Source organism: Caulobacter sp. SRI_008 (assembly GCF_057586355.1).
Genome location: NZ_JBYCZS010000007.1, coordinates 40,302 through 53,080, shown reverse-complemented (window position 1 = coordinate 53,080; position 12,779 = coordinate 40,302). Strand labels below are relative to the sequence as shown.

At 69.5% G+C, this 12,779-nt stretch carries 15 protein-coding genes; 2 read left to right on the top strand and 13 right to left on the bottom strand.

The features are described from left to right. From folP to AC2YHT_RS08055, 12 genes are all read right to left on the bottom strand, one after another. Positions 1-816: a dihydropteroate synthase gene (folP, locus tag AC2YHT_RS08110; protein ID WP_487289075.1), complete on the bottom strand. Its 816-nt coding sequence runs from the start codon at positions 814-816 to the stop codon at positions 1-3. A 32-nt stretch (positions 817-848) separates the two neighbouring features. Then, complete coding sequence (locus AC2YHT_RS08105; protein WP_487289074.1) at positions 849-1,343, bottom strand: YbjN domain-containing protein; 495 nt, start codon at positions 1,341-1,343, stop codon at positions 849-851. A gap of 166 nt (positions 1,344-1,509) precedes the next feature. Next, complete coding sequence (gene ftsH, locus AC2YHT_RS08100) at positions 1,510-3,390, bottom strand: ATP-dependent zinc metalloprotease FtsH (RefSeq protein ID WP_487289072.1); 1,881 nt, start codon at positions 3,388-3,390, stop codon at positions 1,510-1,512. A 76-nt stretch (positions 3,391-3,466) separates the two neighbouring features. After that, positions 3,467-4,696, bottom strand: a complete 1,230-nt coding sequence (gene tilS / locus AC2YHT_RS08095; protein WP_487289221.1) for a tRNA lysidine(34) synthetase TilS — start codon at positions 4,694-4,696, stop codon at positions 3,467-3,469. After that, the gene (ybgF, locus tag AC2YHT_RS08090) at positions 4,693-5,550 is read right to left on the bottom strand and encodes a tol-pal system protein YbgF (RefSeq protein ID WP_487289071.1); all 858 of its coding nucleotides are present in this window, start codon (positions 5,548-5,550) and stop codon (positions 4,693-4,695) included. The genes tilS and ybgF overlap by 4 nt, the downstream gene beginning before the upstream one ends. Before the next feature lie 115 nt (positions 5,551-5,665). Continuing rightward, positions 5,666-6,241: a peptidoglycan-associated lipoprotein Pal gene (gene pal, locus AC2YHT_RS08085; RefSeq protein WP_487289069.1), complete on the bottom strand. Its 576-nt coding sequence runs from the start codon at positions 6,239-6,241 to the stop codon at positions 5,666-5,668. Between the two features lie 213 nt (positions 6,242-6,454). Beyond that, positions 6,455-7,780, bottom strand: coding sequence for a Tol-Pal system beta propeller repeat protein TolB (tolB, locus tag AC2YHT_RS08080; protein ID WP_487289068.1), 1,326 nt, complete (start codon positions 7,778-7,780; stop codon positions 6,455-6,457). Positions 7,781-7,824: 44 nt separating this feature from the next. Beyond that, on the bottom strand, positions 7,825-8,691 hold the full coding sequence (locus AC2YHT_RS08075) for an energy transducer TonB (RefSeq protein ID WP_487289067.1): 867 nt from the start codon (positions 8,689-8,691) through the stop codon (positions 7,825-7,827). A 16-nt stretch (positions 8,692-8,707) separates the two neighbouring features. Continuing rightward, positions 8,708-9,229 carry an ExbD/TolR family protein gene (locus AC2YHT_RS08070; RefSeq protein WP_487289066.1) on the bottom strand — a complete coding sequence of 174 codons (522 nt, stop codon included), beginning with the start codon at positions 9,227-9,229 and terminating at the stop codon, positions 8,708-8,710. Positions 9,230-9,232: 3 nt separating this feature from the next. Continuing rightward, entirely contained in the window at positions 9,233-9,931 is a 699-nt protein-coding gene (gene tolQ, locus AC2YHT_RS08065) for a protein TolQ (RefSeq protein WP_487289065.1), read from the bottom strand. Between the two features lie 136 nt (positions 9,932-10,067). After that, entirely contained in the window at positions 10,068-10,520 is a 453-nt protein-coding gene (locus tag AC2YHT_RS08060) for a YbgC/FadM family acyl-CoA thioesterase (RefSeq protein WP_487289064.1), read from the bottom strand. 52 nt (positions 10,521-10,572) lie between these two features. Next, positions 10,573-11,094: a hypothetical protein gene (locus AC2YHT_RS08055; RefSeq protein WP_487289063.1), complete on the bottom strand. Its 522-nt coding sequence runs from the start codon at positions 11,092-11,094 to the stop codon at positions 10,573-10,575. A gap of 111 nt (positions 11,095-11,205) precedes the next feature. Here AC2YHT_RS08055 and AC2YHT_RS08050 point away from each other — a divergent pair, with 111 nt between their 5' ends. Both AC2YHT_RS08050 and AC2YHT_RS08045 read left to right on the top strand, forming a co-directional pair. Next, positions 11,206-11,382, top strand: coding sequence for a CopG family transcriptional regulator (locus tag AC2YHT_RS08050; protein WP_487289062.1), 177 nt, complete (start codon positions 11,206-11,208; stop codon positions 11,380-11,382). Next, the gene (locus tag AC2YHT_RS08045) at positions 11,382-11,654 is read left to right on the top strand and encodes a type II toxin-antitoxin system RelE/ParE family toxin (RefSeq protein ID WP_487289061.1); all 273 of its coding nucleotides are present in this window, start codon (positions 11,382-11,384) and stop codon (positions 11,652-11,654) included. Before AC2YHT_RS08050 ends, AC2YHT_RS08045 begins: the two co-directional genes overlap by 1 nt. 3 nt (positions 11,655-11,657) lie before the next feature. Here AC2YHT_RS08045 and ruvB read toward each other — a convergent pair whose 3' ends face one another. Beyond that, complete coding sequence (gene ruvB, locus AC2YHT_RS08040; protein ID WP_487289060.1) at positions 11,658-12,704, bottom strand: Holliday junction branch migration DNA helicase RuvB; 1,047 nt, start codon at positions 12,702-12,704, stop codon at positions 11,658-11,660. Positions 12,705-12,779: the final 75 nt, after the last annotated feature.

The following is a 12,779-nucleotide window of genomic DNA, read 5'->3' as shown; positions in this document are numbered from 1 at the left end:
TCAGCGCCCCGCCGCGACGATGGCTTTCCAGACCGCCAGGGCCTGGCTCATCTCGCGGACGTCGTGGACGCGGACGGCCTCGACGCCGCAGTCGGCGCCGTGCAGGTGGACGGCGAGCGAGCCGCCCAGGCGGTCGCGGGCGTCCTGGGCGCGGGGGTCGATGGCGGCGATGAAGCGCTTGCGGCTGGCGCCCAGCAGCACGCGGTAGCCCAGGCCCACGAAGCGCGGCAGGGCCGACAGCAGGGCGAGGTTATGCGCCAGCGTCTTGCCGAAGCCGATGCCGGGATCGAGCCAGATCTTCTCACGCTCGACGCCGGCGGCCATGGCGGTCAGGGCGCGGGCCAGCAGGAAAGCCTCGACCTCGGCGACCACGTCGTCATAGCGCGGCTCGTCCTGCATGGTGCCCGGCTCGCCGCGCATGTGCATGAGGATCACCTCGCAGCCCAGCTCGGCGGCGACCTCGGGGGCGTCGGGCGCGAAGCGCAGGGCGGCGACGTCGTTCCAGATGTCGGCCCCGGCGGCGACGGCGGCGCGGGCCACGCCCGGCTTCATGGTGTCGATCGAGATCGCCGCGTCGCTCTCGGCGCGGATGGCGCGGATCAGCGGGACGACGCGGGCGATCTCCTCGGCCTCGGACACCGGGTCCGCGCCCGGCCGGGTACTCTCGCCGCCGATGTCGAGGATGGTCGCGCCGTCGTCGATCAGCCGGCGGGCGTGGGACAGGGCGGCGGCGGGATCGAAGAACCGGCCGCCGTCCGAGAAGCTGTCGGGCGTGACGTTGACCACGCCCATGACGCGCGGGACGGCATGGATCATGGGCGTGGGTTTAGACCCGTGGGTCGTTGTCGTCACCAGCCGATGAAGGTGGTGAAGTCGTCGATCATCGAGGTCCAGACGCCGAAGTCGTCTTCGAGCACGGCCGTGCTGCGGCCGGCGTTGATGTTGACGTCGTACTGGACGTAGGGGTCGCCTTCGTCGTCGATATAGGCCTTCAGATAGCGGTTCTGGCGGTTCCACTCGTTGATCTTGGCCGCCGACATCGGCTGCTTCAGGTCGAAGCTGGCGGCGAACTGCAGGGCCTTGCAGCGCGGCTTGGCGGTGCAGTCGTAGAAATAGACCGTGAAGTTCACGCCGCCGGCGGCGCTCTTGATCATCGGGTCGCCGGTCTCGTCCTTGGTCAGCTCGGCCTTGTAGCCGGCGTCCTGCAGCCACTTGGCGACCTCGGGGCCGGTCATGCCGTCGACATGGATGTCGCCCGGCGCCGCCAAAGCCGCCCCAGGGATGAGGAGAGGGGTGGTCGCGACCAGGGCTCCGGCCATCAGGCCCAGCATCGACGTCTTCATGCGCGTTCCCTTGCGTTTCAACTCCGAAGGGAAGCTGTACCACCCCCTCGCCCGGGAAGACCAGAACGGGGCCGCAGGAAGCGGTGGACGACCGGTGGAGCAAAACAAAAGCCGGACCCGACGAGCGGATCCGGCTTTCGCGGTCTTACAAAGGCTGGTTCGCGCCTTAGGCGGTGACGCCCGTGGGCGAGACCGGCACCGAAGCGACGGGACCCGTCGGCTTCTTCTCCTCGGTCTCCTCGCGGATCGGCGTGACGCCCTTGGTGACGCCGATGATCTCGTCGCCGCTCAGGGTCTCGAACTCCAGCAGGGCCTTGGCGACCGAGTGCAGGTCTTCCAGCTTCTCGGTCAGGATCCGGCGGGCGTCGTCCTCGCCGCCCTTCACCAGGCGACGGACCTCGGCGTCGATCTTGACCATGGTGTCAGGCGAGACGTTCTGGGTGCGCGCCACCGAGTGGCCCAGGAACACCTCTTCCTGGTTGTCGCCATAGGCCACGGTGCCCAGGTCGTCGGAGAAGCCCCAGCGGGTGACCATGTTGCGGGCCAGGTTGGTGGCCGCGCTGATGTCGCTCGACGCGCCCGAGGTGATCTTCTCCTTGCCGAAGATCAGTTCCTCGGCCACGCGGCCGGCCATCATGATGGCCAGACGCGAGGTCATCATGTCGTAGCTCATCGAGTAGCGGTCGCCTTCCGGCAGCTGCATGACCATGCCCAGGGCGCGGCCGCGCGGCACGATGGTGGCCTTGTGGACCGGGTCGGCGACCGGGACGTTCAGGGCCACCAGGGCGTGGCCGCCCTCGTGATAGGCCGTCAGCTTCTTCTCGTCCTCGCTCATGGCCATCGAGCGGCGCTCGGCGCCCATCATGACCTTGTCCTTGGCGTGCTCGAAGTCGTGCATGGTGACCATGCGGCGGTTCTTGCGCGCGGCGGTCAGGGCGCCTTCGTTGACCAGGTTGGCCAGGTCCGCGCCCGAGAAGCCGGGGGTGCCGCGGGCCAGGGTCTTGACGTCGACGTCGGCGGCCAGCGGCACGTTCTTCATGTGCACGCGCAGGATCTTCTCGCGACCGGCGACGTCCGGGTTCGGCACCACGACCTGGCGGTCGAAGCGGCCCGGACGCAGCAGGGCCGGGTCCAGAACGTCGGGACGGTTGGTGGCGGCGATCAGGATGATGCCTTCGTTGGCCTCGAAGCCGTCCATCTCGACCAGCAGCTGGTTGAGGGTCTGCTCGCGCTCGTCGTTACCGCCGCCCAGGCCGGCGCCGCGGTGGCGACCGACGGCGTCGATTTCGTCGATGAAGATGATGCAGGGGGCGTTCTTCTTGGCCTGCTCGAACATGTCGCGCACGCGGCTGGCGCCGACGCCGACGAACATCTCGACGAAGTCCGAACCGGAGATGGTGAAGAACGGCACGCCGGCTTCACCGGCCACGGCGCGGGCGATCAGGGTTTTACCCGTACCCGGAGGGCCGACCAGCAGGGCGCCCTTGGGGATCTTGCCGCCCAGGCGCTGGAACTTGGCCGGGTCCTTCAGGAAGTCGACGACCTCCTGCAGCTCTTCCTTGGCCTCGTCCACGCCGGCGACGTCGTCGAACAGCACGCGGTTCTTGTTCTCGGTCAGCAGGCGGGCCTTGGACTTGCCGAAGCCCATGGCGCCCTTGGTGCCGCCCTGCATCTGGCGCATGAAGAAGATCCACACGCCGATCAGCAGCAGGATCGGCAGCATGTTCAGGAACAGGCCGAGCACGTTGAACTTGTTCGGGTCCTGGATCTGGATGTCGGCGTTGCGCGCCTCCAGCCGCTTGATCAGGTCCTCGTTGTTCGACGGCGCGTTGACGACATAGACCGTCTTGCCGTCGGCGGCCGTGACCTTGACCTGCTGACCATTGATCTCGGCCTTCTTGACCTGGCCGTTATCGATGTTCTTCAGCAGCTGCGAATAGCTGGCGCCGCCTTCGCGGTGCACCGGGTTGCCCTGTCGCATCACGGTCCAAGCCATGATCAGGACGAACACGATGGCCAGCCAGATGCCCACGTTCCTCAGATTCATACGCGTCGTCTTCCCAAAGCTATCGCTCGTCGACCCAAGATAGGACGACTGACGGCGTTTCGCCACGCGCGCGATATCAGGTCGCGGGTTCTTGATCGATGAAGCCGCACGCGGCTTCGAACCTTTCCCGGATCAGCACGCTCGCACCGAACGCGCTATCCCTTGCAAGGATCGGGCTAGAGGCCTGTCCGGAAGCGTCGAGCGCCGCCGGCAGCACCGCGCGGACGGCGGCCGGAAAATTCTTCAGAACTAGGCGTTCGGAGGCCGGCAGACGGGCCGAAAGACCGCCGAGCGCGCGGATCGTCACCGGCTCGCGCGCCGTGACGAGATAGCGGCCGTCCCAGACGGCGGTCTCGCCGGCGGCCAGAACGAGGCTTTCCAGCCCCCCTCGCCTCGCCTCGCCGGCCTCGCGGACGAAGAGGACGCCAGCCTCGTCGGCGACGATGCGGGCGCCGGCCAGGGTGGCGGTGAAGGTCTCGCCCCCCGCCAGCCGCTCGACCAGCCGCGCCAGGCGATCGCCGCGCGGCGGCGTGGTGGAGCCGGCGGCGCACAGGCAGGCGGCGGCGACCTGGGCGGCGCAGGCCCCGCGCGGCAGGCGCAGGGCGTGCTCGCCCTCGACGGCGATCGGAGCCGGAAGGTCCTCGGCAAGGATGGGCGGCTCGCCCGCCGCCTCCTCGGCCAGGGCGGCGCGGGCCCGGGCGCGGGCGAAGCGGGGATCGGCGTTGGCGGGATCCTCCAGCCAGGCCTCGCCGTGCTCGGCCAGGAAGGCGCGCAGGGCCTGTCGGCGGATGTCGAGCAGCGGCCGCAGCAGGAAGACCCCTCGCCCCTGCGGCCAGACCGGCGACGGCGCCCATTGGCGCGGATCGGGCGTGGTCGAGCCCTCGGCCCGCATGCGCGCGGCCTCGGCCCGGTCGTCGGCGGTGTGGCCCAGCAGCAGGACCCTGGCCCCGGCCTCGCGGGCGGCCTGCGCCAGCAGGGCGTGGCGGGCGGCGCGGGCGGCGGCGGGCAGACCCGTCGAGGGCTTGTCGCCAGTCCAGTGCAGAGCGCGGGCGTCGGCTCCCAGCGCCTGGGCCTTGGCCACGGCGTCGGCGGTCCAGGCGACGCTGGCGGGATTGAGGCCGTGGTCGACGGTCAGGGCCAGCACCGGCCGTCCGCGTGGGATCGCCCAGTCGAGCGTCAGCCGTAGCAGGGCCAGGCTGTCGCTGCCGCCGGAAAAGCCGACGGCCAGGGGCGTGGTCGCCCCCGGCCGCAGACGCCGCTCCAGGACGGCGGCGAAGACGCTGGAAAGGTCGCGCTCTGCGGTCAGGCCGCGCACTTGGCCTGGACGCGGGTGCTCTTGGCCTTGCTGACCACGTCGGCCGGAGCCTTCGGATAGCGCTTGGTCAGCTCGTCCAGCGTGCGGCAGGCGTCAGCCGGCTTCTTCAGCGCGATCAGCGAGCGCGACAGCTTCAGCACGGCGTTGGGCGCCCAGCTGGTCTGCGGCCAGCCGCGCACCGCGCCCAGATAGGAACCGGCCGCGTCGCCATAGGCTTCGCGCACGAACTGGGTCTCGCCCAGCCAGTATCGGGCCTCGGGGGCCTTGGCGTCGTCGGGATAGCTGGCCACGAAGCCGCCGAAGGCGTTCTCGGCGCCGGTGTAGTCGCCATCCAGCAGCAACTGGCGGGCCTGCTTGAAGGCGGTCGCCGGATCGGCCGGGGGCGGCGGAGGCGGCGGCGGGATCTGGGCCGCGGCGGCCGTGGCGGCGGCGGTCTCCAGCGTGGTGATCTTGCCTTCCAGGGCGGCCAGGCGCTGCTCCAGCTGGTCGGCGCGGGCCTTCTGACCGTCCGAGGCGCGGCGGGCCACGTCGATGTCGTGGGTCAGGGTCTCGTTCTGGCCGTTCATCCGCTGGATGGTCTGCTCCAGGTCGGTGATGCGGTCATTGAGCGCGGCGATCTGGGCGTCGGTCTCGGCGGTCTGCACGACCACTGGCTTGCCGGTGTCGCGCCCCTGGAAGACGATCGCCCGCAGTTCGCGAACGACCTTCTCCATCTTCTCGATGCGCTTGGCCGAACGGTCGTCCAGCGGATCGGGCATCGGCGTCTGGGCCAGGGCCGGCGCGGCGGCGGCGATGGCCAGGGCGACGGGCAAGACGGAGGCGAGGAGCGCGGATTTCAGCTTCATGTCGACGATTATGCCCTGGTTGCGGACAAAAGTGCGGCCGGATAGTGGGGCCAGACGGAAAGAAGGCCCTCCCCCGGCGTGCGGAGAAGGGCCTTCGATCGGTCAGCCGAGAGGCTTAGCGCGCGCCGTCGGTGATGGCGGTGCGGCCGTTACGGTTCTTGGCCCAGGCGTTTTCGTCCGTGCCCGGATCCAGCGGACGCTCCTTGCCGAACGAGATCGTCTCGATGCGCGAGGCGGCGACGCCCTGGCCGATCAGGAACTCGCGGATGGCGTTGGCGCGACGGGCGCCCAGAGCCAGGTTGTATTCGCGGGTGCCGCGTTCGTCGGCGTTGCCTTCGATGCGGACGCGAACCGACTGGTAGCGGTTCAGCCACTGGGCCTGACCGGCCAGGACCGGCTGGGCGTCGGCGCGGACCGAGTATTCGTCGGTGTCGAAATAGACGCGGTCGCCGACATTGACGACGAAGTCCTGGATGGTGCCCGGCAGCGGACCTTGCGGGGTCGGATCCGGAACCGGAGCCGGCGGGGTGTAGGGCTGCTGCGGCGCCTGCGGCTGGGCCGGCGGCGTCGGCTCGACCGGACCCGTCGGCTTCGGCCGCGAGGTACAGGCGGCCAGCGAGGCCACGGCCAGGCCGATCAGCGCCAGTCGGGCGGCGCCCTTGGTGTCGAAGCTCATCCAGTATCTCCTCAAGTCTAGGTACGGCCTGGGTTCAAAACTCTTACCGGCGCTGCTCTTGCTCCGCCCCGCAAAAACGTTCCCTGGACCTCACAATGGCGTCAGTGTGATGCCGTTCCACCTCGTTTCACCTATCGGGTGAATGGCGGATGAACAGCCACGCTCCAACGCGCCGGGCCTGTGGAAAGTTGCGAAACCTTCGCGTTTCTCAGCTCCGAACGGGTAAAATCAGTCCAGAAGCGGCGACCAGGCGGGGTCGGACGCCGCGCCCGGATAGGCGGCCGGACGCAGGATTCGGCCGGTGATGTCGACGGTCCAGAGACGCGGATTGCCGGCGCTGCCCTCGCGGAAGAACATCAGCACGCGGCCGTTCGGCGCCCAGGTCGGGCCCTCGTCCAGATAGCTGGTGGTCAGCAGGCGCTCGCCGCCGCCGTCCACGGCCATGACGCCGATGTGGAACTGGCCGCCGGTCTGCTTGGTGAAGGCGATGTAGTCGCCGCGCGGGCTCCAGACAGGCGTGGTGTAGCGGCCGCCGCCGTAGGAGATGCGGCGCACGCCCGATCCGTCGGCGTTCATCACATAGAGCTGGGCCTGGCCGCCGCGGTCGGAGTTGAAGACGATCTTCGTGCCGTCCGGCGAGAACGACGGCGAGGTGTCGATGGCCGGGTCGGTGGTGATGCGGGTCGACTGGCGGGTGCGCAGGTCGAGCACGTAGATGTCGCTGTTGCCGCCCTTCTCGACCGAGAAGGCCACCTTCTTGCCGTCGGGCGAGAAGCGCGGGGCGAACACCATGCCGGGGAAGCGGCCGACCGTCTCCTGGCGGTTGGTCTGCAGGTTCAGCAGGTAGATGCTCGACCCCGTCGGCCGCAGGGCCATGTAGGTCAGCTCCTGGCTGGTGGCCGAGAAGCGCGGGGTCATCACGATCGACGAGCCGTCGGTGATGTACTGCGGGTTGGCGCCGTCCTGGTCCATGATGCCCAGGCGCTTGACGCGGGCGAGCTTGGGGCCGCTCTCGGCGACGAAGGCCACGCGGGTGTCGAAATAGCCCTTCTCGCCGGTCAGCCGCTCATAGACCGCGTCGCTGATCTTGTGGGCCACGCGGCGCCAGTTCTCGGCCGTCGAAGTGAATTGCAGGCCAAGAAGCTGCTGCTGGCTGAAGGTGTCCCACAGGCGGAAGTCGACGCGCAGCGAGCCGTCGGCGCCGACCGTCACCTGGCCGTTGATCAGGGCCTGGGCGCCGGTGGCCTGCCAGTCGGGAAAGCGCGGCTGGACGTTCACGTCGGCCAGCTTGTCGGTCACGCCGCCGACGTTCAGCGGCTGGAACAGGCCCGAGCGCTCGAGATTGCCGCTGATGACCTGGGCGATGTCGGCCCCGCGCTGGGCGCCGGCGAAAGCCGGGATGGCCACCGGCATCGGCTTGACCGCGCCCTTGTCGATGTCGATCTCGATCTGGGCGGCGGCGACGCCTGGCAGGGCGGCGGTCGCGGCGAAGCCGGCCAGGGCCAGGCTCATGGCCAGGAGCGGCGTGGCGAGGCGATGCTTGCGCTTGGTCATCGTCGGGCTTCCTTCCATCTCGTCTCTTCGGCGTCGTTCGACGTCTAACGCGCGGCGCAGGCGTCGCGCGCCTTGAAGTTCAGCGTGAGCTGCTGGTTGTAGTAGTCGGGCGGCAGGCCCTCGAACGGCGCCGACTGGAACACCGCGCGGATCGCCCGCTCGGCCTCGGTGCGCACGATGGTGTCGCCGGAGTTTTCGGCGCCGCCGGCGGTGACCTGGCCGGCCACGCGGCCGTTGGCGGCCAGCTTGAAGCTCAGCTTGATCTGCATCGAACCACCGCCCACGACCTCGCAGTTGGGGTTCCAGCGCCGCTGGATCTCGTCCTTCATGCCGCTGATGGCCGCCGCCTGCAGGGCCGTCATCTGGCCCGCGCCCGGACGGGCCTGGGTCGCGGTCTCGGCGCGGTTGGTCTGGCCCTGCTGCGCCGACGAGGTCGGCTTGCCGGCCGGCTTGGCCGTCTTCGACAGGGTCTTTTCCAGAGACGAGAAGAAGTCGGGCTCGGCCTTGGCCGGGGTCGGCTTCTGCGGCGTCGGCTTGGGCTGCGGCTGGGGCGGCTTGGGCGCGGGGCTGGGAACCGGCTTGGGCGGCGTCGGCTGCGGCTTCGGCGTGGGGGCCGGCTGCGGCTTGGGCGGCGCGGGCTGGGGCGTCGGCGCGGGCGTCGGGGCCGGCGGCTCGGGCGTGGCGTCGGGCGCGGGCTCGACGGTCTCGGCCAGCTGCTCGACGGGGTCCTCGATGGCCGGGCGCACGTTGGTGGGGCCCTCGGTGACGATGGTCACCGGCACGCTCTCGCCGATGACGATCGGCTTGGAGGTCTTCCACGGCCAGCCGATCATCACCGCCGCCACGACCAGGCCGTGGAGGACGACGGAGCCGATCAGCGCCGGCGACAGGTTGTTGCGTTCCTCGCGCATCAGCCTCGGATAGTCCTCATTGCGCCGGACGCAGGTCGCCGGCGCCGACCGGCTGGGCGTCCTGCGGCGCGGCGCCCGAATCGGGTCCGCCGGTGTCGGTGAGCAGGTTGATCTTGGTGAAGCCGGCCTTCGACAGGGCGGCCATCACCTGGGCGACCACCTCGTAGGGAGCCTTGCCGTCGGCGCGGACATAGATCGGCTTGTCGGTGGCGTCGCCGGCCTTGGCCGTGACCACGCTGGCGAAGTCGGCGAACGGGGCCTGGTCCTCGCCGATGAACACCGCGCCGTCGTGGCGGACCGACACGGTGATCGGCTCCTGCTCGTTCTTCAGCGCGCCGGCCTCGGTCTTGGGCAGCTCCAGCTCGACGCCCGAGGTCAGCAGCGGGGCGCTGATCATGAAGATGATCAGCAGCACCAGCATCACGTCGACCAGCGGGGTGACGTTGATCTCGGACAGGGCCCCCTTGCCGCGCCGGCGGCGACGGCGGCCCCGGCCGCCGCCCGAGGTGGCGAAGGCGTCGTTCGAAGACATCGCCATGGATCAGACCCGCTCGCTCAGGCGACGCTGGATGGCGGTGGACAGGTCGTCGGCGAAGTTCTCCAGGCGGCCGGCGTACTTGCCCGCGTCGGTCGAGAACTTGTTGTAGGCGATGTAGGCCGGGATGGCGGCGATCAGGCCGATGGCGGTGGCGAACAGGGCTTCGGCGATCGACGGGGCGACCACGGTCAGCGAGGTGTTCTTGGCCGCGGCGATGCTCTGGAAGGCGTGCATGATGCCCCAGACCGTGCCGAACAGGCCGACGAACGGCGAGGCGGTGGCGACGATGGCCAGGCTGCCCAGACCCTCTTCGGCCTTGGCGCTCTCGCGGGCGATCTGGGTGTCGAGCACGCGGTCGATGCGCTGGCTCAGCAGGGCCACCTGCCCCTCGCTCTGCACGCCTTTGGCTTTCGCTTCGCGCCATTCCTTCAGCGCCGCCTGCAGCATGCGCGGCAGGGCGTGGCGCGGGTTCGACCCGGCTTCGCCGGCGACGTCCTCCAGCGAGCGGCCCGAACCGACCTGCTCCTCGAAGCGATCGGCGGCGCGGTTGAGGGCGGAGAAGCGGAACAGCTTGTCGAGAATGACGGCCCACGAACCCAGCGAGGCCAGGATCAGCCCGATCATCACCAGCTTGACCACCCAGTCGGCGTTCATGAACAGCGTGATGAAGGAGAAGCTTTGCGCGCTGGCGGCGGCGTCCATGCGGTATCCTGCGTCAGTCTAGAAGTGATTGGTCAGCGCCTTACTGCATGAAGCGGCGCAATGTTGAAACTATGACGTCGCTACAGACGGCCCATTTTTCGACGATCGGCGATCTGCATTTGCGCGATGGGCGCCGTCAGCCTTCTTCCGGCGCGAGCCAGGGGGTCACCTTGGCGGTCATCTCGGCCGAGGGCTTGCGGGGACGGCCGTCCAGCGTGATGCAGACGGCCTCGACATTGGCGGCGCAGACCAGATCCTCCCCCCGCGTGATCCATTGCCGAGCCAGAAGGCGCACGCCCTTGATCCGGTTCCACACCGTGTGCACCACCAGGGCGTCGTCGACCCTTGCCGCGCGCTTGAAGTCGATCTCCATGCGGGTGATGGCGAAGGCCGTGTCGATGGCCGCCAGCTCGGTGTGCGACACCCCGATCATCCGGAAGAAGTCGCTGCGCCCGCGCTCGAAGTAGCGCAGGTAGTTGGCGTGATAGACGATCCCCGAGAAGTCGGTGTCCTCGTAGTAGATCCGGACGGGCAGCTGGTGCTCGCGTTCGACGAAGACGCCGGCGGTGGGTTCGGGTTTCTGACTCATCGTCCCCTCTTTTAACGGGTCTCGCCAATCGCGCGAGAGCGCCCGTCGAAGATCACGCAGTCACCTCTTCCACCGCCCCGCCCTTCAACACCTGCTGGGCGTGGGCGAGCAGGAGCACACGCTCGTCGCGATAGGCGTAGTTGGAGAAGACCACCGCATAGAGGCCCCATCCGCCCAGGAACAGGCACCACAGCACGAACAGGATCACATGGACGGCGGTCAGGCCGCCGGCCGCCGCCGCCATCGGGCCGAACACCAACCAGGCCGACAGGGCGGCCATGAGCGCGAGGCCGATGCTCAGCACCTGTGGGAAGCGCTTGCTTGGCGACCGCATCCGGCAGGTCAGCCGCGCTCCGTCGCCGTCGGCGACCCAGTCGATCCGCAGCGGGATCGGCGCGTATCCCTGGCCCTGGAAGTGATAGATCCTGGCCCAGTCCAGGCCGACCTGGCCGAGCACCGTTCCGATCCGGGTCTCTTCCGGACCGCCGACGCTGGCCGCCAGGCGCTCACGCGCCAGGCTTGGCGGGAACGGCGCGCGGAAACGCCAGGCGACCTCGCCAGAACTCTTACTCATCCCCGAACATCACCTATTGCCCCCGTCGCCAGCCTCGGCCTCAGGCGACGGCTTGATCATGGCGTGTCCGACGCGGTTGGGCCAAGGTCGTTGTAGTGATAGGCTGGCGGAATGAAAATCGAGCCGTCCCTGTTCGATGAGATCGACGAAGAGGTCGAGGCCGCCGCGGACGCGCGGGCCGAGGCCGACGTCGCCGCCGCTCGCCTGATCAGCCACGAGGCCGTCAGCCGCTGGCTGACTTCGTGGGCGGACGGCGCGCCGACGCCCAAACCCAAGCCCGGCGACTGATGTCGCGTGTCGTCTGGACGGCTGAAGCCGTCGACAACCTCGACAGCATCTTCACCTATGTGGCGTCCTTCAACGCTTCGGCGGCCATGCGGCTCGCCCAGCGCCTACAGGCGGCGGCGAACAGTCTCGACGCCAATCCCGAACGCGGCCGGCCGATCGCGAGAGGATTGCGCGAACTGGCGGTGATCTATCCCTATCTGATCCGCTACCGGATGACCGCAGACGCCGTGATCATCCTGCGCATTCGCCATGGAATGCGCCAACCCGACTAGGCCCTATTCATCCCCAAACAGTCCGCCCTGCGCCGCCGACGGCGGGGCGGCGGGCGGGGTGAGGCCCAGGTGCAGATAGGCCTTGCCGCAGGCCATGCGGCCGCGCGGCGTGCGCTGGATGAAGCCCTGCTGCATCAGGTAGGGCTCGATGACGTCTTCCACCGCGTCACGGGCCTCGGCGATGGCGTAGGCGATGGTCTCCACGCCTACCGGCCCGCCGCCGTAGTGCTCGATCATGGCCCGCAGGTAGCGGCGGTCCAGGCTGTCGAGGCCGCTCTCGTCGACTTCCAGCCTCGCCAGGGCCATGGCCGCGGCCTTGCGGTCGATGACCTCGGCGGCGTCGGCGGTGGCGAAGTCGCGCACGCGGCGCAGCAGGCGGCCGGCGACGCGGGGCGTGCCGCGCGCCCGCTTGGCGATCTCGTCGGCGCCATCTTCGGACAGCGGCGCGCCCATCTTGCGGGCGGCGTGCAGCAGCACGTGGCGCAGCTCGCGCGGGGTGTAGAACTCCAGCCGCACCGGAATGCCGAAGCGGTCGCGCAGAGGGGTGGCCAGCATGCCCGCTCGGGTCGTGGCGGCGACGAGCGTGAACGGCGCCAGGTCGATGCGGATCGAGCGGGCCGACGGCCCCTCGCCGATCACCAGGTCGAGCACGTGGTCCTCCATCGCCGGATAGAGGATCTCCTCGACGTTGGACGACAGCCGGTGGATCTCGTCGATGAACAGGACGTCGTTGGGCTCGAGATTGGTCAGGATGGCGGCCAGGTCGCCGGGCTTGTTCAGCACCGGGCCGGAGGTGGCGCGGAAGTTCACGCCCAACTCGCGGGCGACGATCTGGGCCAGGGTGGTCTTGCCCAGGCCGGGCGGGCCGAACAGCAGCACGTGGTCGAGCGACTCGCCCCGGCCCTTGGCCGCCTCGATGAAGATCCGCAGATTGGCCTTGGCCTGCTCCTGGCCGACAAACTCGGCCAGGGTTTGCGGCCGCATGGCGCGATCGGTCGCGCCGGGGATCTGCTCGCCGTGCTGGGCTTCGCCGGAGATGATGCGGGTCATTGGGCGCAGACCCCCTCAGTCGCTCCGCGACAGCTCCCCCAGAGGGGGAGCATCTTGGCGCCAGCGCCGAACGCG